Origin of the sequence: Massilia polaris (assembly GCF_012927275.1) — a bacterium.
GTDB classification, from domain to species: domain Bacteria; phylum Pseudomonadota; class Gammaproteobacteria; order Burkholderiales; family Burkholderiaceae_D; genus Telluria_A; species Telluria_A polaris.
Genome location: NZ_JABBGG010000002.1, coordinates 42,536 through 64,689, shown reverse-complemented (window position 1 = coordinate 64,689; position 22,154 = coordinate 42,536). Strand labels below are relative to the sequence as shown.

22 protein-coding genes are annotated in these 22,154 nt (G+C 65.2%); 15 read left to right on the top strand and 7 right to left on the bottom strand.

The window, feature by feature from the left end; genetic code table 11:
- Positions 1-9 precede the first annotated feature (9 nt).
- The 15 genes from HHL21_RS04070 (at position 10) to HHL21_RS21890 (ending at position 15,569) form a co-directional block, all read left to right on the top strand.
- Entirely contained in the window at positions 10-1,488 is a 1,479-nt protein-coding gene (locus tag HHL21_RS04070; RefSeq protein ID WP_169463997.1) for a S41 family peptidase, read from the top strand.
- A gap of 7 nt (positions 1,489-1,495) precedes the next feature.
- Positions 1,496-2,239, top strand: a complete 744-nt coding sequence (locus tag HHL21_RS04065) for a HesA/MoeB/ThiF family protein (protein ID WP_169463996.1) — start codon at positions 1,496-1,498, stop codon at positions 2,237-2,239.
- A 50-nt stretch (positions 2,240-2,289) separates the two neighbouring features.
- Positions 2,290-4,407 (top strand): amidohydrolase family protein, encoded by a 2,118-nt coding sequence (locus HHL21_RS04060; RefSeq protein WP_169463995.1) that lies wholly within the window; start codon positions 2,290-2,292, stop codon positions 4,405-4,407.
- A gap of 118 nt (positions 4,408-4,525) precedes the next feature.
- Positions 4,526-4,978, top strand: a complete 453-nt coding sequence (gspG, locus tag HHL21_RS04055; RefSeq protein ID WP_169463994.1) for a type II secretion system major pseudopilin GspG — start codon at positions 4,526-4,528, stop codon at positions 4,976-4,978.
- A gap of 8 nt (positions 4,979-4,986) precedes the next feature.
- The gene (locus tag HHL21_RS04050; protein ID WP_169463993.1) at positions 4,987-5,472 is read left to right on the top strand and encodes a GspH/FimT family pseudopilin; all 486 of its coding nucleotides are present in this window, start codon (positions 4,987-4,989) and stop codon (positions 5,470-5,472) included.
- 2 nt (positions 5,473-5,474) lie between these two features.
- A complete protein-coding gene (gene gspI / locus HHL21_RS04045) occupies positions 5,475-5,858 on the top strand; it encodes a type II secretion system minor pseudopilin GspI (RefSeq protein WP_169463992.1) in 384 nt (127 codons plus the stop codon).
- Positions 5,855-6,460 carry a prepilin-type N-terminal cleavage/methylation domain-containing protein gene (locus tag HHL21_RS04040; RefSeq protein WP_169463991.1) on the top strand — a complete coding sequence of 202 codons (606 nt, stop codon included), beginning with the start codon at positions 5,855-5,857 and terminating at the stop codon, positions 6,458-6,460. Before gspI ends, HHL21_RS04040 begins: the two co-directional genes overlap by 4 nt.
- Positions 6,460-7,419, top strand: a complete 960-nt coding sequence (gene gspK, locus HHL21_RS04035; RefSeq protein ID WP_169463990.1) for a type II secretion system minor pseudopilin GspK — start codon at positions 6,460-6,462, stop codon at positions 7,417-7,419. The genes HHL21_RS04040 and gspK overlap by 1 nt, the downstream gene beginning before the upstream one ends.
- A gap of 17 nt (positions 7,420-7,436) precedes the next feature.
- Positions 7,437-8,654 carry a type II secretion system protein GspL gene (gspL, locus tag HHL21_RS04030; RefSeq protein WP_169463989.1) on the top strand — a complete coding sequence of 406 codons (1,218 nt, stop codon included), beginning with the start codon at positions 7,437-7,439 and terminating at the stop codon, positions 8,652-8,654.
- Positions 8,651-9,172: a type II secretion system protein M gene (locus HHL21_RS04025; protein WP_169463988.1), complete on the top strand. Its 522-nt coding sequence runs from the start codon at positions 8,651-8,653 to the stop codon at positions 9,170-9,172. The genes gspL and HHL21_RS04025 overlap by 4 nt, the downstream gene beginning before the upstream one ends.
- On the top strand, positions 9,169-9,942 hold the full coding sequence (gene gspN / locus HHL21_RS04020; RefSeq protein ID WP_169463987.1) for a type II secretion system protein N: 774 nt from the start codon (positions 9,169-9,171) through the stop codon (positions 9,940-9,942). The genes HHL21_RS04025 and gspN overlap by 4 nt, the downstream gene beginning before the upstream one ends.
- A complete protein-coding gene (gspD, locus tag HHL21_RS04015) occupies positions 9,942-12,197 on the top strand; it encodes a type II secretion system secretin GspD (RefSeq protein ID WP_169464382.1) in 2,256 nt (751 codons plus the stop codon). Before gspN ends, gspD begins: the two co-directional genes overlap by 1 nt.
- A 9-nt stretch (positions 12,198-12,206) precedes the next feature.
- Positions 12,207-13,628 carry a type II secretion system ATPase GspE gene (gspE, locus tag HHL21_RS04010; RefSeq protein ID WP_169463986.1) on the top strand — a complete coding sequence of 474 codons (1,422 nt, stop codon included), beginning with the start codon at positions 12,207-12,209 and terminating at the stop codon, positions 13,626-13,628.
- Positions 13,629-13,638: 10 nt separating this feature from the next.
- Positions 13,639-14,859, top strand: coding sequence for a type II secretion system inner membrane protein GspF (gspF, locus tag HHL21_RS04005; RefSeq protein ID WP_169463985.1), 1,221 nt, complete (start codon positions 13,639-13,641; stop codon positions 14,857-14,859).
- 20 nt (positions 14,860-14,879) lie between these two features.
- Positions 14,880-15,569 (top strand): type II secretion system protein N, encoded by a 690-nt coding sequence (locus HHL21_RS21890; protein ID WP_267874050.1) that lies wholly within the window; start codon positions 14,880-14,882, stop codon positions 15,567-15,569.
- A 14-nt stretch (positions 15,570-15,583) separates the two neighbouring features.
- Here the strand turns inward: HHL21_RS21890 and HHL21_RS03995 are convergent, their stop codons facing one another.
- From HHL21_RS03995 to HHL21_RS03965, 7 genes are all read right to left on the bottom strand, one after another.
- The gene (locus HHL21_RS03995; protein ID WP_169463983.1) at positions 15,584-15,784 is read right to left on the bottom strand and encodes a hypothetical protein; all 201 of its coding nucleotides are present in this window, start codon (positions 15,782-15,784) and stop codon (positions 15,584-15,586) included.
- Positions 15,785-15,801: 17 nt separating this feature from the next.
- The gene (gene hslU, locus HHL21_RS03990; RefSeq protein WP_169463982.1) at positions 15,802-17,142 is read right to left on the bottom strand and encodes an ATP-dependent protease ATPase subunit HslU; all 1,341 of its coding nucleotides are present in this window, start codon (positions 17,140-17,142) and stop codon (positions 15,802-15,804) included.
- Positions 17,143-17,162: 20 nt separating this feature from the next.
- Positions 17,163-17,699 carry an ATP-dependent protease subunit HslV gene (gene hslV, locus HHL21_RS03985; protein WP_169463981.1) on the bottom strand — a complete coding sequence of 179 codons (537 nt, stop codon included), beginning with the start codon at positions 17,697-17,699 and terminating at the stop codon, positions 17,163-17,165.
- A 62-nt stretch (positions 17,700-17,761) separates the two neighbouring features.
- A complete protein-coding gene (locus HHL21_RS03980; RefSeq protein ID WP_169463980.1) occupies positions 17,762-19,087 on the bottom strand; it encodes an STAS domain-containing protein in 1,326 nt (441 codons plus the stop codon).
- Between the two features lie 123 nt (positions 19,088-19,210).
- On the bottom strand, positions 19,211-19,663 hold the full coding sequence (gene dksA / locus HHL21_RS22000) for an RNA polymerase-binding protein DksA (RefSeq protein WP_169463979.1): 453 nt from the start codon (positions 19,661-19,663) through the stop codon (positions 19,211-19,213).
- Positions 19,664-20,005: 342 nt separating this feature from the next.
- Positions 20,006-21,073 carry a CobW family GTP-binding protein gene (locus HHL21_RS03970; protein WP_169463978.1) on the bottom strand — a complete coding sequence of 356 codons (1,068 nt, stop codon included), beginning with the start codon at positions 21,071-21,073 and terminating at the stop codon, positions 20,006-20,008.
- 127 nt (positions 21,074-21,200) lie between these two features.
- Positions 21,201-22,151 (bottom strand): tyrosine recombinase XerC, encoded by a 951-nt coding sequence (locus HHL21_RS03965; RefSeq protein ID WP_169463977.1) that lies wholly within the window; start codon positions 22,149-22,151, stop codon positions 21,201-21,203.
- Positions 22,152-22,154 lie beyond the last annotated feature (3 nt).

The window sequence follows — 22,154 nt, the reverse complement described above, 5'->3', positions numbered from 1 at the left end:
GGGAACGCAATGAAAGCAAGGAACATCGGTCTGATCGGTTTCGGCATGGTTGCCGGCTTCGCGGCGTCGCTGCAGGTGACTGCGCTGGCGCAGCGCGGCGGCGACTTGCAGCCGCTGCCGCTTGACGAACTGCGCCAGCTCGCCGACGTCTACGGCCTGATCAAGACCGACTACGTCGAGCCGGTCGAAGACAAGAAGCTGCTGTCGCAAGCCATCACCGGCATGGTCGCCTCGCTCGACCCGCACTCCGCCTACCTCGACAAGAAATCGTACCGCGAAATGCAGGACAGCATGCAGGGCCGCTTCGTCGGCCTCGGCATCGAAGTCGCGATGGAAGACGGCTACGTCAAGATCATCACGCCGATGGAAGACTCGCCGGCGTTTCGCGCCGGCATCAAGGCAGGCGACGTGATCACCCGCATCGACAATGTGCCGGTCAAGGGCATGTCGCTCGACGAAGCCATCAAGCGCATGCGCGGCGACCCGAAAAGCAACGTGGTGTTGACGATCGCCCGCAAAGGCGACGACCAGCCGTGGGTGCTGCCTTTGACACGCGAAGAAATCCGCGTGCACAGCGTCAAGGCCAAGATGGTCGCGCCTGGTTACGCATGGCTGCGCATCAGCCAGTTCCAGGACAATACGCTCACCGACATGGTGAAGCAGGTCAACGCGCTGTACGCGCAGGACCCGAAGCTGAAGGGCCTGGTGCTCGACTTGCGCAACGACCCGGGCGGGCTGCTGCCGGGCGCGATCGGCGTGTCGGCCGCCTTCCTCTCCGGCGAAAAGAAAATCGTGTCGACCTCGGGGCAGCTGCCCGATTCGAATACTGTGTTTTATGGGCGGCGCGAATTCTATGCGGCGCGCGCCTCGGGCGACCCGCTCGCCCAGCTGCCTGCCGCGCTCAAGACGGTGCCGGTGATCGTGCTGGTCAATGGCGGCTCGGCATCGGCGTCCGAGATCGTCGCGGGCGCGCTGCAAGACTACAAGCGCGCCACCATCCTCGGCACCCAGACCTTCGGCAAAGGCTCGGTGCAGACGCTGCGGCCGCTGACTGCCGACACGGCCGTCAAGCTGACCACGGCGCGCTACTTCACGCCGAACGGGCGCGCGATCCAGGCCAAGGGCATCGTTCCCGACGTGATGGTGGACGAAACGGCCGAAGGCGACGGCCTGAACAGCCTGCGGATTCGCGAGTCCGACCTGGTCAAGCACCTTGCCAATGGCAGCGACAAGGAAGCCGCGCCGGCCGCGAAGACGCCTGACGCCGTCGATGCCGAGCATGCGGCCCGTGCAGTTGCCGCGCGCAACCGCAAGCCGCTGGACTTCGGCAGCAAGGACGACTTCCAGCTGCAGCAGGCGTTGAACCGTTTCAAGGGCCTGCCGGTGAAGCTGTCGGCGGCCGAACCGCGTACCGAGAAGCCCGAACCCAAGGCACTGGCCAAGCCGGACACCAAGCCGGCGGAAATCAACAAGGACCTACGCAAGTGACGGCCGCATGAACGACGACCAGCTGTTGCGCTACTCGCGCCACATCCTGCTCGACGACATCGGCATTGAAGGGCAGGAGCGGATTCTCGAGGCCGGCGTCCTCGTGATCGGCGCTGGCGGGCTGGGATCGCCTGCTGCGATGTATCTTGCCTCGGCGGGTGTCGGCCACATCATGCTGGTCGATGATGACGAAGTCGACCTTACCAACCTGCAGCGCCAGGTAATGCACACGACGGCGCGCGTCGGCCGGAAAAAGGCCGAGTCCGGACGCGACGCGCTGCTTCAGATCAATCCCGGCATCGAAGTCACCGCCATCTGCGAGCGCGTCGGCGACGACCGGCTGGCCGAGCTGGTGCGCGGGGCAACGGTGGTTCTCGACTGCACGGACAATTTCAAGACACGCCACGCGGTCAACCGCGCCTGCTTCGCCGCCAAGGTGCCGTTGGTGTCGGGCGCGGTGATCCGGTTTGACGGCCAGATCAGCGTGTACGATCCGCGCAGTGAAACCTCACCGTGCTATTCCTGCCTCTTTCCCCAAGATCAAAATTTCGAAGACGTCGCCTGCAACACGATGGGCGTATTTGCCCCGCTGGCCGGCGTGGTCGGCGCGATGCAGGCCGCGGAAGCGCTGAAGCTCGTCACGGGCATCGGCACCTCGCTGGCCGGACGGCTGCTGCTGCTCGATGGCCGCGCGATGGAGTGGACCAGCATCCGGGTCGACAAGAATCCGGACTGCCAAGTCTGCAATTAGGGCACAATTAACAGCAATAAACATTAACAATCCTGAAGGAGACTTTCTGTATGAACCGCATCCTCGCACTTGCCGTTGCCGCAGCGTTCGGCGTCTCGGCCCACGCGGCCACCACCACCACGCGTTACGACATCCACGTTGAAAACGGCAAGCGCGCCGGCGAGCAGGTCGTCGAACGCGACGACGATGGCACGACCCGGGTGCGCTTCATCTTCAAGGACAATGGCCGCGGCCCCGAACTGACCGAGCAGTTCCGCGTTGGGCAGGACGGCACCATTTCCAATTATTCCGTCAAAGGCAATTCGACCTTTGGCGCGGTTGTCGATGAGCAGTTCGAACGCACCGGCGACCAGGCAAGCTGGCGCTCGACTTCCGAGAAGGGCAACAAAGCGGTGAGTGGAGCGGCGCTCTACGTTCCACTTAACAGCTCGTTCGAAGTGGCGTCCGTGGCAATCACCGCGTTGGCCGCTCGTCCGGGTGCCAGTCTGCCGTTGCTGCCGTCCGGGACGCTGTCGCATCGCAAGCTCGACGAAGTCGATGTCACCGCCGGTGGCAAGACGCAAAAAGTACAGCTGCTGGCGCAAACCGGTATCGGCATGTCGCCGCAGTTCTACTGGGCTACCACCGGCGACAAGCCGCGCCTGTTCGCGGTCGTGATCCCTGGCTATATGACGATGACCGAACAGGGCTGGAGCGAGGTTGGCAAGACGCTGGCCGCGCGCCAGAAACTGTCCGAAAGCAAAATGCTGATCGACCTGGCAAGCCGCCTCCAGCACCCGCTCAAGGGCCTGACCGTCGTTCGCAACGCGCGCGTGTTCGACAGCGCCAAGGCAACGGTGGGCGCACCGTCTGATGTGTACGTGCTGCGCGGACGCATCACCGCGGTGCTGCCCGCTGGTTCGCCTGTGCGCGGCGCGGTCAACGATATCGATGCCGGCGGGCGCATCATGCTGCCGGGCCTGTTCGACATGCACGGCCATGTGGGCCGCTGGGAAGGCGGGCTGAACCTGGCCGCCGGCGTCACCACCGTGCGCGACATGGGCAATGACAACGCCCAGGTCCAGCAGATCATCGACGAGACCGCCAACGGCATGCTGCTCGGTCCACAGATCGTGCCGGCCGGCTTCCTCGAAGGCGAGAGCCCGTTCTCCTCCAACGGCGGCTTCGTCGTGAAAGACCTCCCGGCCGCGAAGAACGCGATCGACTGGTACGCCGAACACGGCTATCCGCAACTGAAGATCTACAACTCCTTCCCGAAGGCGATCCTGAAGGACACCGTCGCATACGCGCACCGCCGCGGCATGCGCGTCGGCGGCCACATCCCGGCCGGCTTGCGCGCGCATGAGGCGCTGGATGCGGGCTACGACGAGATCCAGCACATCAACCAGGTGATGCTGAACTTCCTCGCCACGCCACAGACCGAAACGCGCACCCTCGAGCGTTTCATCCTGCCGTCCGAAAAAGTGGCCGGCCTCAACTTCAATTCGCCAGTCGTCAAGAAATTCGTTGCAACCCTGAAGGCAAAGCAGATCGTGGTCGACCCGACCCTGGCGACCTTCGCCTTCCTTAAGCAGCGCGACGGCGATCTGAACGAGCCGTTCGTCGCCATCGCCGACCACATGCCGCCCGACGTCAAGCGCGGTTTCCATGTCGGTACGATGAAGATCGCCGACGATGCGACCCTGAAGCGCTATGAAAAGTCGTACGCGAAGATGGTCGACTTCGTTGGCATCCTGTATCGCGCCGGCGTGCCGATCGTCGCCGGCACCGACGAGATGGCCGGCTTCACCTTGCAGTCGGAACTGGCGATGCTGGTCAAGGCCGGCCTGACCCCGGCGCAGGCGATCCAGGTGGCAACACGGAACGGCGCGAAGTACACCCGCACCAGCCACGATCGCGGTTCGATCGAGCCGGGCAAGCTGGCCGACCTGGTGCTGGTGGACGGCGACCCGACTACCAACATCGACGATATCCGCAAGGTCGCGGCCGTGATTACGCGCGGCCACGTCATCTACCCGCAGGAAGTCGACAAGGAACTGGGGATCATGCCGTTCGTGAAAGATACCCCTGCGTTGCGCGCACTTCCGCCGGTTTCGTCTAATATCGCGGCGGGTGGCAACGAGGGCGCCTTGCACCAGATCACCGGGACGGCGCGCCATCGCCATTGACCAAACGCGTGGGCGTGGTTTGCCCACCGTGCATACAATGTGGCCCCGCCATGTGGTGGCGCGAGCAAAACCGTCTTATACTCATCCTACGTTGCAATTACTCTGAGACCTGAATCAAATGCATAAAGCTCCATTTCGTCCGCGCCGCCGCGGCCTCGCGCGCGGCTTCACCCTGGTGGAAATCATGGTGGTTGTGGTTATCATCGGCATCCTCGGCGCGCTGGTCGTGCCGAAGCTGATGGGCCGTACCGGCGAGTCGCGCGTGACCGCGGCCAAGGTCGACATCGCGACCCTGATGCAGGCGCTCAAGCTGTACAAGCTCGACAACCAACGCTACCCGTCGACCGAACAGGGCCTGAAATCCCTGATCGAAAAGCCGACCAGCGGCCCGTCGGCCAACGGCTGGAAAGCCGGCGGCTACGTCGAGAAGTTGCCTAAAGACCCTTGGGGCAACCCTTACCAGTACCTGTCGCCCGGCGTCAAAGGCGAAATCGACCTGTTCTCGTATGGCGCCGATGGCCAGCCTGGCGGAACCGGTGAAGACACCGACGTCGGTTCGTGGGATAACTAAACAGGTTGATGCTCATGCAGCGCGCCCGGGGCGCACGCGGCTTTACGCTGGTCGAGATAATGGTCGTCATGGTCATCATCGGGATCACGCTCGGCCTCGTTTCCCTGAACGCGATCCCCAGTCCACGCCAGGACCTGCAAAAGGAAGCGCAGCGCATCGCGCTGCTGCTCCAGTTGGCGCGCGATGAAGCGATCGTGCGCAACCGCCTGATCGCCTTCGAAGCCAACAGCGAGCGTTACCGCTTCCTGGTGCGCAATGAGACCGGCTGGGATCCCGTCACCAAGGATGACCTGCTGCGCGAACGCGCGTTCAAGAGCGCCCCGGTCACCTTGCTGCTCGACCCGCCCGCACAGACTGGCGGCACCACTAACGCCAACCTGCGCATCACGTTCGGCCGCGAACCGGTCGACCGGCCATTCGTGCTGACCCTCGGCAGCGGCGAAGACCGCATCGCGATCCGCGCCGATGGGGTTGGCCATTTCGTGGTTGAGTAATCATGAATAGCCTGCGCCTTCCACGCCGCTCGCGCGGCTTTACCTTGCTCGAAGTGCTGGTGGCGCTGGTCATCGTCGGCACCGCGCTGGGCGCTTCGCTGCGCGCGGTGGGCAGCCTTGCCGCCAACAGTTCGGGCTTGCGCGCCGCCATGATGGCGACCTGGTCGGCCGAGAACCGGCTGGTGCAGGTGCGCCTGTCGAACACCTTCCCCGAAATCGGCAAGGAAACCTTCGAATGTCCCCAGGGCGACCTGCGTCTGATGTGCCAGGAGGAAGTGCTGGCAAGTCCGAATCCGCGGCTGCGCCGCGTCGAGGTCAGCGTCTACGACTCAGCCAATCCCGAGCGCCGCATCATCAAGCTGGTTCAACTGGTGTTGAGGCCATGATGCATCGCACGCGGGGTTTCACGCTCATCGAGTTGCTGGTGGCAATCAGTATCCTGGCCATCGTCGCCGTGCTGGGGTGGCGCGGGCTCGACGGCATCGTCCGCGCGCGGGTCGCGCTGACCGAAAATATGGAAACGACGCGTGGCATGCAGCTTGCCTTTGCACAAATGCAGAGCGATTGCGAACACATGGTCACAACGGTGGAGATACAGGGGCGGCCGAACCTCGCGTCGGATGCGGCTGGCATGACGCTGGTACGTAACTCGCATAATGAAAACGCGCCATCCCAGCTGCAGGTGATTTCCTATCGCATCGTCGACGGCGTCCTGATGCGGCGCGAGTCGCCCGGAACGCGCGACCTGGTGCAACTCGACATGTTCTGGCAAGCGGCCAACAGCAATGCGGACACGACTCCCCCGGTGCTCCTTCAGTCCGGCGTGCTGTCGATGCAGGTGGAAACCTGGGAAAACAACGCGTGGCGCATGGCAGGCGCGCCGCAGCCGCAGGGGACTGCGCTTCCGGCCTCCGGTCTGCGGGTGGCGTTGCAGGTGCAGGGACAGCAGATCCCGATGAGCAAAGCTTTCCTGTTGGGAGGCATGTGATGAGGCTCGACAAGCAGCGCGGGGTGGCGGTGATCACCGCCTTGCTCTTGTGTACGCTCGCGGTTAGCATTGTGGCAAGCCTGTTCTGGCAGCAGCAGGTACAAGTGCGTTCGATGGAAAACCAGCGCCTTCAGCTGCAAACAAAATGGATTCTGCGCGGAGCGCTCGACTGGGCGCGCCTGGTGCTCCAGACAGCTGGTCAACAGAGCAACGGCATCACGACGCTGAACGATGTCTGGAACACGCCGCTGGCGGAAACGCGACTCGACCAATACATCGAGCGTGAGCGGGTTGAAGGGGAAGTGTTTGATGCGACACTGTCCGGACGTGTAATTGATGCAAGCTCACGTTACAATCTGAGGCATCTGTCGGAGGGACGCGGCCCTAATACCAAGCACGAAGAGATTTACGCGAATTTGCTGCGCATCTTGCAGTTAGACCCGGCACTGGCCAAGCGCACTGCGGACTACATCCGGAGCACCGAAGCTGTGGGTCCCGCGCCGCTGGGCCAGAACCAACCGCCAGCGCCGAAGTCGCTTCCGGTGGCGATCAAGCGGGTCGAGGACCTGCTGGCCATTCCGGGCTACACGCCGGAAATCGTGGCCAAGCTGCGCGAGTTCGTTATTGTGCTGCCTAACACGGCTGCGGGGAATAAAACTGGTGTCAATGTGAATACCGCACCGCCGGAAGTGCTGGCAGCAGTTATCGAGAACTTCACGCTGGCGGAGGCGCAGGCGTTGGCGGCCTCCCGGAAACAGGCGTATTTCCGCACGATGGAGGAATTTACAGCACGGCTGAATGGCAAAACGCTGATCGATGCGCCAACGCTGACCGTGGGCAGTGAGTTTTTTTTAGTGCAGAGCAGGATCCGCCTCGATCGCGCGAACCTCGATTCGGAAGCGTTGGTCGAACGCCAGCCCGCCGGGCAAACGACGGTGTTAACCATTCGCCAAAACTAGAACGAAAGCGAGACGGTTTGAGTACTTTATATATCAGGCATCCCGCCCGGGGAGAAGGCGAGTTTGCGCTGGCCCAGTATGCGCTGGTCGCCGATAGCGGCAGCGTGGCGCAGCAGGGCGAGGGCGCGTTGCGCAACATGGCCGACGTGGTGGCGTCCAGCCGCAAGGTGGTCGTCATGCTGGCCGCCTCGGACGTCACCCTGCTCCAGGTAAAAGTTCCACCGCTGTCGACGGCGCGCCTCAAGGCTGCGCTGCCAGGCCTGGTGGAGGAACACGTGCTGGGCGATCCCGCCGACCTCGTGCTGGTCCCAGCCCCGGTATCGGCGCCGGACGGCACCCGCACGGTCGCCGTCGTCCAGCGTTCCTGGCTCGAACCGATCGTCAAACTGCTGCTGGCCCAGGGCGCGCACGGCGTTTCCGCCTTGCCGGCGCAGCTGTGCCTGCCGCTGGAGCCAGGAACGGTATCCGGCGCCATCCGGGGCGGTGAAATCACCCTGCGCTTTGCCCAGTTCCAGGGCCTCGGCCTCGACATGACGGGCGCCGAACCGTTGGTCGCGCTCCAGACCGCGCGTTCGATGGCCGGCGAAGCGCCGCTCACCCTGTACCTGCCTGCTGCGCAACTGGGCGAGTACCAGGCCATCGCCGCCGAGGCCGGTCCCGGTGTCACGCTGGAAACCAACGACTGGGCGCGCTGGATCGACGGCTCCCACACCACCAGCCTCGACCTGGTTCCCGGCCTCGGTTCGGCCGGTTCCCGCGCCGCCGACTGGAAGCGCTGGCGCTGGCCGATTGCGCTGGCGCTACTGGCCTTCGTGGTCAATATCGCCGGCATGAACATCGAATGGCTGCGCATGAAGCGCGAAGCCGAGGCGCTGCGCCAGTCGATGACGCAGACCTTCCGCGCCGCCTACCCGAATGAAACGGTGATCCTCGACCCGGCCGCGCAGATGCGCAAGAATATATCGATGGCGAAAACGGCCCAGGGCGAAGTCAGCGCGGACGAGTTCGTCTATCTGGCCGCCGCCTTCGGCGAGGCCATGCGCAGCGCCGGACGCGAGGCCGCCATCGGCTCGCTCGAGTTCCGTGAACGCGCCTTGAATGTCCGCCTCAAGCCGGAAGCAAACGATCCGGCCCTGGCCAACCAGGTGAAAAGCGCGCTGGCCGCGCGCGGCCTGTCCCTGACCGAAACATCTGCCGGCGTCTGGCAGATCCGCAGCACTGGAGCACAATCATGAAGGCCACGCAATCGATCGGCCGCTGCAAGGAACGCCTTGCCGTCTATTGGCTCGCGCGCACCGAGCAGGAACGCACGTACCTGACCGTGGGCGGCGCCGTGGTGCTGGCCACGCTGATATACATGATCTTCATCGATCCGGCGCTCACCGGCCGTACCGAACTGCGCCAGAAACTGCCCGAGCTGCGCCAGGAGGCGGCGGAGCTGCAGGCATTGGCGCTGGAAGCGAGCCAGCTGGCCGCGCGCCCGGTACCGCAGCCGGCGCCGATGACGCGCGAGTCGCTCAGCGCCGGCCTGGCCGCGCGCAGCATCACGCCGCAGTCGCTGACGATGACCGGCGAATATGCCAAATTGCAGCTGTCCAACGTATCGTTCGCGAACCTCGTCATGTGGCTTGACGCGCAGCGCCGCGAGAACCGGATCTCGGTGCAGGACATGACCGCGACCGCGCAAGGCGCGCCGGGCCAGGTCGATGCGAGCCTGACATTGCACCAGGGTAGCGGGACTGCGGCCCGATGAAGCGGGCCGTGTTATGGCTGCTCGCGATCGCCGTTGCGGTCGGCTTGACCGTGCTGCTGTTTTTCCCCGCCGCCTGGCTGGGACCGATGGTGGAAAAGCAGACCGGTGCACGTTTGACTCTGGGGGATGCCCAAGGTACTCTTTGGCGCGGTTCGGCGTTCATCGGCGGCGCCCCGGGCCAGGGCGGTTCGGTGACGCCGCTGTTGCCAGGGCGTTTCTCGTGGCGCCTGTCGAAGCTGGTGCTGTTCGGACGGGTGGACCTGGAACTGGAGAATCCGCAGGCGCTGACGCAGCCGGTGCAGGTCACCGGAAGCTGGTCGGAGTGGCAGGTGAGTCCGGCGGCAATCCGGGTGCCGGCCGCGGGGCTGGCCGGGCTGGGCGCGCCGCTGAACACGCTGGCGCCAAGCGGCTTGATGCAGTTGTCATGGACCACGCTGTCGCTGGCGCGCGCAGGGAATGCCGTGTCCGTCAATGGTCGCACATTGCTCTCGATGCAGGATATGGGTTCGCGCATGTCGCCCATTAAACCGCTGGGAAGTTATGAACTTGCGTTTGACTGGCGTGGCCAGCAGGCGCAATTGAATTTGAGAACGGTGCGCGGTGCGCTGTTGTTGTCCGGAACGGGAGTCCTGAACAATGGGCGCCTGCAGTTTTCCGGCCAGGCAGAAGCCGGCCCCGGGTATGAAGACACGCTGGGCAACCTCCTGAACTTGCTGGGCCAACGACGTATGGTGGGCGGCAAGAAAATAATCGCGTTAGAGTTCAAATGATGAAAACAATGTCAGGCAGCACCAACCACACCCCGGCACTGCGCCGCATCGTCGCCGGCGCCATGCTGTGCTGCGCGGTCGTCACCAGCGCCGGCCCCGCGTGGGCGCAAACAGAGGACCAGGCCGCGCTCAACTTCGTCGGCGCCGACATCGAGTCGGTGATCAAGGCGGTGGGCCATTACACCGGCATGACCTTCATCATCGATCCGCGCGTCAAGGGCACCTTGACGCTGGTGTCGGAAAAGTCGATCACGAAGTCGCAGGCGTTCGCGCTGCTCACCTCCGCGCTGCGCCTGCAAGGCTACGCGGTCGTTACCGGCGACGGCTACGCCAAGGTGGTGCCGGAAGCGGAAGCCAAGCTGCAGGCGTCGCCGACCCAGGTCGGGGTGCGCGGCGTGCGTGCGCGCGGCGACCAGATCGCCACCCAGATCTACTACCTCAGCTACGAATCGGCGGCCAACCTGACCGCCGTGCTGCGCCCGCTGATCTCGCCGAACAATTCGATCATGGCCAACCCGGGCAACAACAGCCTGGTGATTACCGATTACGCCGACAACCTGCGCCGCTTGTCCAAGATCATCGCCGCGCTCGACGCGCCGGTGGCCGCCGGCGTCGACGTGATCCCGATCCGCAACGGCATCGCCAGCGACATGGCGGCGATGGTCAACAAACTGATGGAACCGGGCCCCGGCGGCGACTCCGGCCGCGTGTCGGTGGTGGCCGACCCGCGCACCAATTCGCTGATCCTGCGCGCGCCGTCCGAGGCGCGTGCGCGCCTGGCGCGTTCGCTGATTTCCAAGCTCGATGCGCCGACCTCGCAGGCCGGCAACGTCCATGTGGTCTACCTGAAGAACGCCGACGCCACCAAGCTGGCGCAGACCCTGCGCGCGGTGGTGTCGGGCGACGTCTCGGCGGCATCGCAGCCAGGACAGGGCACGGCCGGCGGCAGCATACCGAGCGGCGGCGGCGTCGCCGGCGGCGGCTTCGGCGGACAGGGCCAGGGCGGCGGCATGATGGGCAACCAGGTCAGTTCGCTGGGCGCGCAGTCGCCCGGCCAGCAGGTCGGCGAAGCGACCGGCGGCGGCGGGGCCGGCTTCATCCAGGCCGACGCATCGACCAACACCCTGATCATCACCGCGCCGGACGCGGTCTACCGCAACCTGCGCGCCGTGATCGACATGCTCGACGTGCGCCGCGCCCAGGTCTACATCGAATCGCTGATCGTCGAAGTCAACTCGGCCAAGGCCGCGGAATTCGGCGTGCAGTGGCTCGGCCTGTCGGGCAATGAGAACAGCAGCTACCGCGTGGGCGGCCTGCAGGGCTTCACCAGCGGCGCCAACAACATCACGTCGATCGCCGCCGGCGCGCTGGCCAATCCGCCCACGCTGCCGACCGCCAAGGGCCTGACCATCGGCCTGTTCAAGCAGATCAACGGCCAGCTGGGCCTGGGCGCACTGGCGCACGCGCTTGAAACCGACGGCAACGCCAATATCCTGTCGACGCCGAACATGCTCACGCTCGACAACGAACTGTCGACCATCAAGGTCGGCCAGAACGTCCCAATCATCAGCGGCCAGTTCACCACGCCGGCCAGCGGCACCGCCAGCAACCCGTTCCAGACCATCGACCGCCGCGACGTCGGCATCACGCTCAAGGTGCGCCCGCAGATTTCCGAAGGCGGCACCATCAAGATGGCGATCTACAGCGAGAACTCGAACGTCGACCCGACCAGCCTGGCCGCCACCTCGGGCGTGACGACCAACATCCGCATCATCGAGAACAACGTGATCGCCGACGACGGCCAGATCATCGTGCTCGGCGGCCTGATCAAGGACGACACCAGCGACAGCGAAGAAAAAGTGCGCGGCCTGGGCGACATCCCGGTGCTGGGCAACCTGTTCAAGTACCGCAGCCGCCAGCGCACCAAGACCAACCTGATGATTTTCCTGCGCCCGGTCATCGTGCGCAGCAAGGAAGACAGCAACAGCATTGCGACCGATCGCTACGACTTCATGCGTTCGGCAGGCGTGAACTCGCAGCCGGAAACCGGCTCGCTGGTGCTGCCTGACTACGGCACGCCGGTGCTGCCGCCGCTGGTCAAGGGCCAGCCGCCGCTGGGCGGCGCGATGGCGCCAGTGCCGGTGCGTCCGCCTGCGGCGCTGGTCCCGGTCGAGCCGCGCAGCACGCTGGCGCCTGCCACGCCTGGCGCGCCGGATGCGTCCAAATACCGCCCAGTCACCCCGGTACAGAAATAGAGAATTGAGATGAACAATCTTTTGCCTTACGCTTTTGCCCGCGACTTCGGCGTGCTCGCGCGTACGGATGGCGATAACGGCAACCCGGTGGAAGTCTGGATCTCCGGCGCGACCGCGCCGGCGGCCATCGCCGAGGTGTCGCGCCGCTTCGGCCGCATCGCGCTGCGTTCGATGCCGCGCGCCGAACTGGAAGCGGCGATTGCCGGCGCCTACGCCAGCGCGGGCGGCGACGCCTCGCAGGTGGCCGACGAATTCGACGCCGACCTCGACCTGACCAAGCTGCTGCAGGACGTGCCGGCCATCGAAGACCTGCTGGAGTCGTCCGACGATGCGCCGGTCATCCGCATGATCAACGCGCTGCTGACGCAGTCGCTGCGCGAAGGCGCATCCGATATCCACATCGAGCCGTTCGAACAGACCTCGGTGGTGCGCTTCCGCATCGACGGCGCGCTGCGCGACATCGTCCGTCCGCGCAAGGGCATCCACGCCTCGCTGATCTCGCGTATCAAGATCATGGCGCAGCTCGACATCGCCGAAAAACGCCTGCCGCAGGATGGCCGCATCACCCTGCGCGTCGGCGGCAAGCCGGTCGACGTGCGCGTCTCGACGCTGCCGACCGGCCACGGCGAACGCGCGGTGCTGCGCCTGCTGGACAAGGAAGCGGGCCGCCTCGACCTGTCGCACCTGGGCATGAGCGCGGATCTGCTGCCGCAGTTCGACACCCTGATCAAGCAGCCGCACGGCATCGTGCTGGTGACCGGCCCGACCGGTTCCGGCAAAACCACCACGCTGTACGCGGCGCTGTCGCGCCTGAACGCGAGCACCACCAACATCCTGACCGTCGAAGACCCGATCGAGTACGACCTGATCGGCGTCGGCCAGACCCAGGTCAACGCCCGCATCGACATGAGCTTCGCCAAGGCCCTGCGCGCGATTTTGCGCCAGGACCCGGACGTCATCATGATCGGCGAGATCCGCGACCTCGAGACCGCGCAGATCGCAGTGCAGGCCTCGCTGACCGGCCACCTTGTGCTGGCAACCCTGCACACCAACGATTCCGCCGCCGCCGTCACGCGTCTGCTGGACATGGGCATCGAGCCGTTCCTGCTGTCGTCGTCGCTGCTTGGCGTGATGGCGCAGCGCCTGGTGCGCAAGCTGTGCGTGCACTGCAAGGTCCCGGACGGCCAGTTCTACAAGGCGGTCGGCTGCGACAAGTGCGGCCAGACCGGCTACCAGGGCCGGGTCGGCGTGTACGAGCTGCTCGAAACGAACGATGAAATCCGCGCGCAGGTCCACAACCGCGCATCCGAGGCGGACATTCGCACCGCCGCGCAGCGCGCGGGCATGAAGACCATGCGCGAGGATGGCGAACGCTGGCTGCGCGACGGCACCACCACCCAGGCGGAACTCCTGCGCGTGACCAAGGACTAGGCCGACAACGATGCCAGCATTCCGTTACGAAGCCGTCGACGACGCCGGCGCCACCAGGAAGGGCGTGGTCAACGCCGACAGCCCGCGCTCGGCGCGCGCCGACCTGCGGCTGCAGGGACTGACGCCGCTGAACGTCGAAGCCATCACCGCCCAGCTGGACGCCAGCGGGGTGGCGAAAAGCCGCGGCTTCGGCGAGAAGCTGTCGCAGGTCGAACTGGCGCTGTTCACGCGCCAGCTGGCCAGCCTGCTCGAAGCGGGGCTGCCGCTGGAGCAGGCCTTCACTGCCTTGCTTGAGCAGGCCGAACGCCCTTACGTGCGCGACCTGATCGCCTCGATCCGTTCCGAAGTGATGGGCGGCGCGCCGTTTTCCGACGCGCTGTCGCGCCACCCGCGCGACTTCGCCGAGATCTACCGCGCGCTGGTCGCGTCCGGCGAGCAGATCGGCCACCTGGCGCGCGTGCTGTCGCGCCTTGCCGACTACATCGAGCGCCGCAACGCACTGGTGCAGAAGGTGCGGCTGGCCTTCCTGTATCCGGCCATCGTCACCGTGCTGGCGTTCGCGATCGTCATCTTCCTGCTGACCTACGTGGTGCCGCAGATCGTGTCGGTGTTCGCCAACACCAAGCAGAAGCTGCCGCTGCTGACAGTCATGATGCTGGGCGTGTCGAACTTCGTGCGCGGCTACGGCATCTACGTCGCACTGGCGCTGATCGGCGCGTTCTTCATGTGGCGGCGCGCACTGCAGAACCCGGACCTGAAGCGGCGCTGGCATACCTGGCTGCTGACCGCGCCGATTTACGGCAAGTTCGAGCGCAGCCTGAACACGGCGCGCTTCGCCAGCACGCTGGCCATCACCACCGGATCGGGCGTGCCGATCCTGCATGCGCTCGATACCAGCCGCGACACGCTGTCGAACGTGGCGATGAAGGAGCTGGTCGAACAGGCCAGTGCCAGTGTCCGCGAAGGCGTCAGCCTGGCGCGCGCGCTGTCGGCGCAGAAGCACTTCCCGCCGATGCTGATCCACATGATCCGCGCCGGCGAGATCACCGGCGAGCTGCCGGCCATGCTGGACCGCGCCGCCCTTTCACAGCAGGCCGACGTCGAGCGGCGCACCCTGACCATCGCCGGCCTGCTGGAGCCGCTGCTGATCGTCGCGATGGGTATTGTGGTGCTGCTGATCGTGCTCGCGGTGCTGATGCCGATTATTGAAATCAACCAGCTGGTGCAGTAACGAGGAACCTGATGAAGCGCATGCCCTTACTTTTAACCCTGCTGGCCCTCGTGGCGCTGTCGGCCGCGATCGCGTACTGGGTCCTGCAGCTGTACAAGCCGGAACAGCGGCCGCTGGCCGCCGCGCCGCTTGCCGCCGTGCCGGAGCCGGCCGTGGACGCCGCCGCGACACTGTTCGGCGGCCAGGCGATGGCCGCGGTGGCGACCAACTACCAGCTGACCGGCGTAGTCGCCGCGGGCCGCAACAGCGTGGCCATCCTGGTGGCGGACGGGCAGCCGGCCAAGGCCTTCCCGGTTGGGAAAGAGCTGTCGGCGGGCGTGATCGTGAAGGAAGTGCATCCGCGTTACGTGATGCTGTCGGAAGGCGGCATCCTGAAGCGGATCGAACTGGCGGTCGATGCCAAGCCGCCGGCCGCTATGGCTGCGCCGCTGCCGATGGACGCTCCGGCGCCGCCGGCCTATCCGCAGCAGGGGCAGCCAACGCCGCAGCCACGCCCGATGCCGCAGCAGGGCCCGACGCCGGAACAGCAGGAGCAGCAGGAGCAGCAGGAGCAGCAGGCGCCGCCGCAAGGACCTGCGGACGAACCGCCATCGCCAGTTCCGATGGCGCGGCCGGGTGAGGGCGCCACGCCGCCGCCTGCACCGCCGCTGCAGATGCCGCCGGCGACGCGCAGTGTCGGCGTGCCGGGACCGGCGCCGGTATCGCAATAAACCGGCGGCCGGACTTACTCGTCGTCCGGTTTCAGCTTCGCTTTTTCGAGTGCGCGCTTTTCAGCCTGGCGGTGCGCGGATTTACTCTTGGCGTGGGCGCCGGCTGCGCGCTGCTTTGCCAGCGCCGCGAGCGGGTTGCGGGGCTTGCCGAACGTCTGCGACGGTTCGATACGCACGCGCATCTTCTGACGTGTCGCCAGCGCCTTGTTCGCCATGCCTCGCCTCCCTCCGGTTAAAGAACGTAGCGCGACAGGTCTTCGTTGTCGGCCAGCTTGTCGAGCCGCTGGTTGACGTAGGCCGCGTCGATGGTCAGCATTTGCCCGTGGTTGTCGCTGGCGGTGAACGAAATCTCTTCCAGCAGCTTTTCCATCACGGTGTACAGGCGGCGCGCGCCGATGTTTTCGGTACGCTCGTTGACCGAGTACGCGATCTCCGCCAGCCGCGTGATGCCCTCCGGCGAGAAATCGATCGTCACGCCTTCGGTGGCCAGCAGCGCTTCGTACTGTGTGGTCAGGCAGGCGTCGGTGCTGGTCAGGATGCACTCGAAATCGGCGATCGACAGCGACTCGAGTTCGACGCGGATCGGGAAGCGGCCCTGCAGCTCGGGGATCAGGTCCGACGGCTTGGCCAGGTGGAAGGCGCCCGATGCGATGAACAGGATATGGTCGGTGCGGATCATGCCGTACTTGGTGTTCACCGTGGTGCCCTCGACCAGCGGCAGCAGGTCGCGCTGCACGCCGGCGCGCGAGACATCGGCGCCGCCGGTTTCCGAACGCGAGGCGATCTTGTCGATCTCGTCGAGGAACACGATGCCGTTCTGCTCCACGTTGGCGATCGCCTTCTGCTTCATCTCGTCGTCGTTGACCAGCTTGGCCGCTTCTTCCTCGGCCAGCAGTTTCATCGCCTCGGCGATCTTGACCTTGCGCGGCTTCTTGCGCGCCGAACCCATGCCGGAGAACATCGACTTGATCTGCTCGGTCATTTCCTCCATGCCCGGCGGCGCCATGATTTCCATCTGCGGCGCGGCCTCGGCCAGCTCCAGCTCGATCTCGCGGTCGTCCAGCGAGCCTTCGCGCAGGCGCTTGCGGAAGGTCTGGCGCGTGTTGTCGCCTTCCTTCGGCGCGGTGCTTGCTGCGCCGGCATTGAAACCGAAGTCGCGCGGCGGCGGCACCAGGATGTCGAGGATGCGGTCTTCGGCCGCCTCCTCGGCGCGCTGGCGCACCTTCTTCATTTCGCTGGCGCGGGTCTGCTTGACGCCGATGTCGATCAGGTCGCGGATGATGGTGTCGACGTCGCGGCCGACGTAGCCCACCTCGGTGAACTTGGTCGCCTCGATCTTGATGAAAGGCGCATCGGCAAGGCGCGCCAGGCGGCGTGCGATCTCGGTCTTGCCGACGCCGGTAGGGCCGATCATCAGGATGTTCTTCGGCGTGATCTCGTGGCGCAGCGGCTCTGCGACCTGCTGGCGGCGCCAGCGGTTGCGCAGCGCGATCGCGACCGCGCGCTTGGCCTTGCCCTGGCCGACCACGTGCTTGTCCAGTTCCGAGACGATTTCGGGGGGAGTCATGTTCATGATTGAGTTCGGCACGATGTTTAGTCCAGGGTTTCAACGATGTGGTTCAGGTTGGTGTAGATGCACAGCTGGCCGGCGATGGTCAGCGACTTGTGCACGATCTCGGCCGGCGACAGATCGGTGTTTTCCTGCAGCGCCTTGGCGGCCGACTGGGCGTAGCTGCCGCCCGAGCCGATCGCGCCTACGCCGTCCTCGGGTTCGAGCACGTCACCGTTACCGGTGATGACCAGGGTCGATTCGGCGTCGGCCACCAGCAGCATCGCCTCGAGGCGGCGCAGGATGCGGTCGGTGCGCCAGTCCTTGGCCAGTTCAACCGAAGCGCGCAGCAGATTTCCCTGGTGCTTTTCCAGCTTGCCTTCGAAACGGTCGAGCAGGGTGAACGCGTCGGCGGTGCCGCCGGCGAAGCCGCACAGGACTTTGCCCTGGTACAGCTTGCGCACCTTGCGGGCGGTACCCTTCATGATGATGTTGCCGAGAGTCACCTGGCCATCGCCGCCGAGCGCTACTTGCCTGCCGCGCCGTACGCACAGGATGGTGGTGCCGTGATATTGTTCCATGTCAGCCTCTGAGTTATCTAGCCCACAAGAAGTGGGGATGCTCGGGCGAATTGCAAGTTGGTTTAATACTTGTGCGGGAACAGCCGCACGACGCCGGCGTAGCCCAGCAGTTTGAACAAGGCCGCCACCAAATGGTTCATATCGCGCATCTCGATCTTCTTGCCGCTGCCCGCCAGCCCACGCAGGCGCGCCTGCAGCGCCACCGCCGCGCTGTATTCAACCCTTGCCAGCCGTGAACAATCCAGCAGCACGCTGTCGCCTTCCTGTGCGTACGCCTCGATCGCGCCGAACAGTTTCGCGTTATCGCCTTCAATAATCGGTGGCAACATGAACCGTTCCACGCTCGCCGGAGCACTCGTTGCCGTGGCCACCTTGCCGGGCGCTTCGAAGGAGGGCGGCGAGACCTCGAAGGTGACGCAGTAATCCATCGCGGTCTCTTCAAAATCCTTCTCGCGGTTCAGCAGCTGGAGCAGGGCCAGCAGCAACAGCCACGGCGCCGGGCTGCTCTCGCGCTGGCCGATGATCGTGCTTTGCCGCGCCAGCGCCGCCAGTTCCGCCGCGCCGGCGACGACCAGCTCGCTGCCGCGTGCATGCAGGTCGGCCAGCGCGCGCGCCAGCAGGTCGCAGCCGTCGGGCGCGAGCTGCGTGATGCGTCCGAGTTCAAGCCGCAGCGGCTTGCCAGGCGCGGCGAGTTGCGCGAGGCGCTCCAGCTGCGGCGCGATGTGGGTATCGAGGGTGCCTTCCAGCACTTCAGTCGGCGTAACACCGGCATAGGGCTGGCTGCTTGCCGATGCGGCCGGCAGCAGCGGATTCCACGCCGGCGGCGAGGTTTCGAAACTGCTGGCGTAATCGATCGCCAGGTTGTCGAAGTCGTGCGGGCGGTTGCCGGCCTGGTACAGGTCGAACAGCATCCACCAGACGGTGCGGTCAAGCTGGCCGACCTCGCCGAGGCTGTCGCGCAGCATGTGCTCGGCCGCCGCGGCCTGGCCGTTGGCGTACAGGATCGCGCTTTCCTCGACCACCGGCGCGGCCTGGGCCTCGACCGGGGCGTCGGGCAGCACGTCGTCGCCAAGCAGTTCGGTGGTGGGAATTTCGACCATCGGCAAGGTGCCCGGCCCGCCTTGTTCCTGCTGGAAGCTGGTCAGCGGGCGGCGCGGGCCGCTGCCCCAGGCCGGTTCCGGCGTGTTGAAGATGTCGTTGGCCATCGCCGATTCGATGGCGTCGATCTTGGCGGCGGTGGCGCGCGCGATCTCGCGCAGGCGTGCGCGCTCGGCCTCGCTGTCTTGCGGCAGGCGCGACGGTTCGCCAGCCCGCAGCCGTGTATCCGGTGCCGGCGCAATCTCGCCGGCGTCTTCGTTCTTGCGTTTGAACCTGGAGAAAATACCCACGTCATTCCCTGTTACGTCGTTTCACGCTGCGTCAACTACGGTAGCACGGACAGCAGCGCCTTGCTCTGAAAGCAAAAAAGCATGCGACGTGAGGCGCATGCTTTTTTGAGGGAAACGGCTCGATCAGTCGCCGTACAGCTTCTGCTTCAGCTCGCGGCGCTGCTGCGCTTCGAGCGACAGCGTGGCGGTCGGGCGCGCGATCAGGCGCGGGATGCCGATCGGCTCGCCGGTCTCTTCGCACCAGCCGTATTCGCCGGCGTCGATCGACGCGATCGATTGCTGCACTTTCTTCAGCAGCTTGCGCTCGCGGTCGCGGGTGCGCAGTTCGAGCGCGTGTTCTTCTTCGATGGTGGCGCGGTCGGCCGGATCAGGCACCAGAACGGTTTCGCGCAGGTGTTCGGTGGTTTCGCCGGCATTCTTCAACAAGTCTTTTTCAAGCTGCTGCAAGCGTGCCTTGAAAAACGCCAACTGTGCCGCGTTCATGTAGTCCTTCTCGCCCATTGCCCGGATTTCGTCTTCGGACAGGACGCGGCCTTCTGTGTTCACGGCTGGGGTCGATTTAGTTGTTTTAGTCATGACTTCACTTACCTTCGATACGACAGAGGTTTTCATTTTATCAGCTAACCCGGCAGCATCTTCTATTGCTGGGCCGCTTGCCTTGACGGTCGGCTGTCCGCCCGTCACTTTACTGCCTGCCTTCGCAGTTGCTGCACTTTTGATCTTGCTTCCCGCTACAGTGGCGCGCGAGGCCGGCTTGGCCGTGGCCGCCGGTTTCAATTTTCCGCGTGCCGGTGCTGGGGCGGCTATCGCCGCTTCGGTGGCCTTGAGGGCCGGTTTCGTATCGCTACTTTTCATGATGCCACCCCTTCAGTCGTCAGCCGCAGGAACCATCCAATGCATATCGGAAACCGGGTTAGTTTATACCAAACATTGTTCCAAGCCGCGGATAAAGACGTCTTTCGGTAAATTTTTGCCAATAAAGACCATTTTGCTGCCGCGCTCCTCGTCGTCGCCCCATTTCCCGCCGATATCGCTGCCCATGATCTGGTGCACGCCCTGGAATACTACCTTGCGGTCGGCGCCCTCCATCAGCAGCACGCCCTTGTAGCGCAGCATGCGCGGGCCGAACACATTGACCAGGCTGCCAAGGAATTCGTCGAGGCGGGCCGGGTCGAACGCGCGGGTGCTCTTGAAGACGAAGGCGGCGATGTCGTCGCTGTGGTGGCTGTGGTGGTGGTCGTTGCTGTGGTCGCAGTTTTCCGTATGTACATGCTCGTGCCCACCATCATGGTCGTGCGAATGATGGTGGGCGTGGTCGCTGGCTTCGTCCGCGGTCAGGAAGTCGGGGTCGAGTTCCAGCTTGTCGTTCAGGTTGAAGCCGCGGATGTCGAGCACCTCCGCCAGCGGGGCGCGCCCGAAGTCGGACTGCTTGATCGGCGCGCGCGGGTTGATGCGCTTGAGGCGGGCCTTCAGTTCGGCCAGCTGGCTTGCGTCGACCAGGTCGGTCTTGGAAATCAGGATCTTGTCGGCAAAGCCCACCTGGCGCTGGGCTTCCTCATGCTCGTCCAGCTGGGTCATCGCGTGGCGCGCGTCGACCACCGTGACCACCGCGTCGAGCAGGTAGTGGGCGCCGACTTCCTCATCGACGAAGAAGGTCTGGGCGACCGGGCCCGGATTGGCGAGGCCGGTCGTTTCAATGACCACGCGGTCGAACTGGATTTCGCCGGCCTCGCGCTTTTGCGCCAGCTTCGTCAGCGCCACGATCAGGTCGCCGCGCACGGTGCAGCAGATGCAGCCGTTGTTCATCTCGACAATCTGTTCGCTGCTGTCCTGCACCAGGATCTCGTTGTCGATGTTTTCCTGGCCGAACTCGTTCTCGATGACGGCAATGCGCAGGCCGTGATCCTCATGCAGGATACGGTTCAGCAGCGTGGTTTTGCCTGCGCCGAGAAAGCCGGTCAGGATGGTGCTAGGAATTAATGCCATGTCTTTATCGTCCGTCGTGTCAATGCGCCGCCCGGGCGGCAGGTAAGCGAGGGATTATGCCGGATTTCCCAATTTGCTTCCAAAAACCGTGTGGGCGCTTGATGCGAATCATGCCACGGCCGTTGAATCACTTGGACTTGGCGCGCGGATGGGCCTTGTCGTAGGCGGCGGCAAGGTGCTGGAAATCGAGTGCCGTGTACACCTGTGTCGAGGCGATGCTGGCGTGGCCGAGCATGTCCTGCACCGCGCGCAAGTCGCCGGACGATTGCAGCACGTGCGAGGCGAACGAGTGGCGCAACACGTGCGGGTGGACGTTGACTGAGGTGCCCACGCGTAGCGCGTGCTGCTTGAGGCGGGTCTGGATCACGCGCGGCGAGACGCGCGCGCCGCGCGCCGACACGAACAGGGCGGCGCTGCCGTCGGAAGGGGCAGGGCGCACGGCCAGCCATGCCTGCAGCGCTTCGATGGCGTGGGCGCCGGCCGGCACCTTGCGCATCTTGCCGCCCTTGCCGGTGACCACCACCTCACGCGCATCGAGGTCGATCCAGCCCAGCGACGCGGCGGCGCCGGCCGCCGTATCGGCCTTGCGGTAAGCGACATCCAGCCCGGCCAGTTCGGACACCCGCAGCCCGCTCGAATACATCAGCTCGAACATGGCGCGGTTGCACAGGTCGGCAGGATCGGGGTTGGCGTGCGCGTGGGCCGGCGTGGAAACGAGGTGCACTGCATCGTCCACCGACAGCGCTTTCGGCAGCCCGCGCGCGCGCTTGGGCGCGCGCACGCCGTCGACCGGATTGGCCGCCAGCTTGCTGCTGCGCGCCAGCCAGCCGAAGAAGCCGCGCCAGCACGACAGGCGGCGCGCGATCGAACGCGGGCTCAGGTCCTGCGAATGCAGCTTGGAGGCAAGACGGCGGATGTCGGCGTGGACCAGCGTGTCCCAGCCGGACTCGCCGGTCAGGGCGGCAAGTTCGCTCAGGTCGCGCCGGTAGGCGAGGATGGTATGCGGGGAAAGCTGGCGCTGGGTGGCAAGTTCGAGCAGGTAGTGTTCCACCGCCCCGAGCTTGCCGGCCGCGTCCATCGT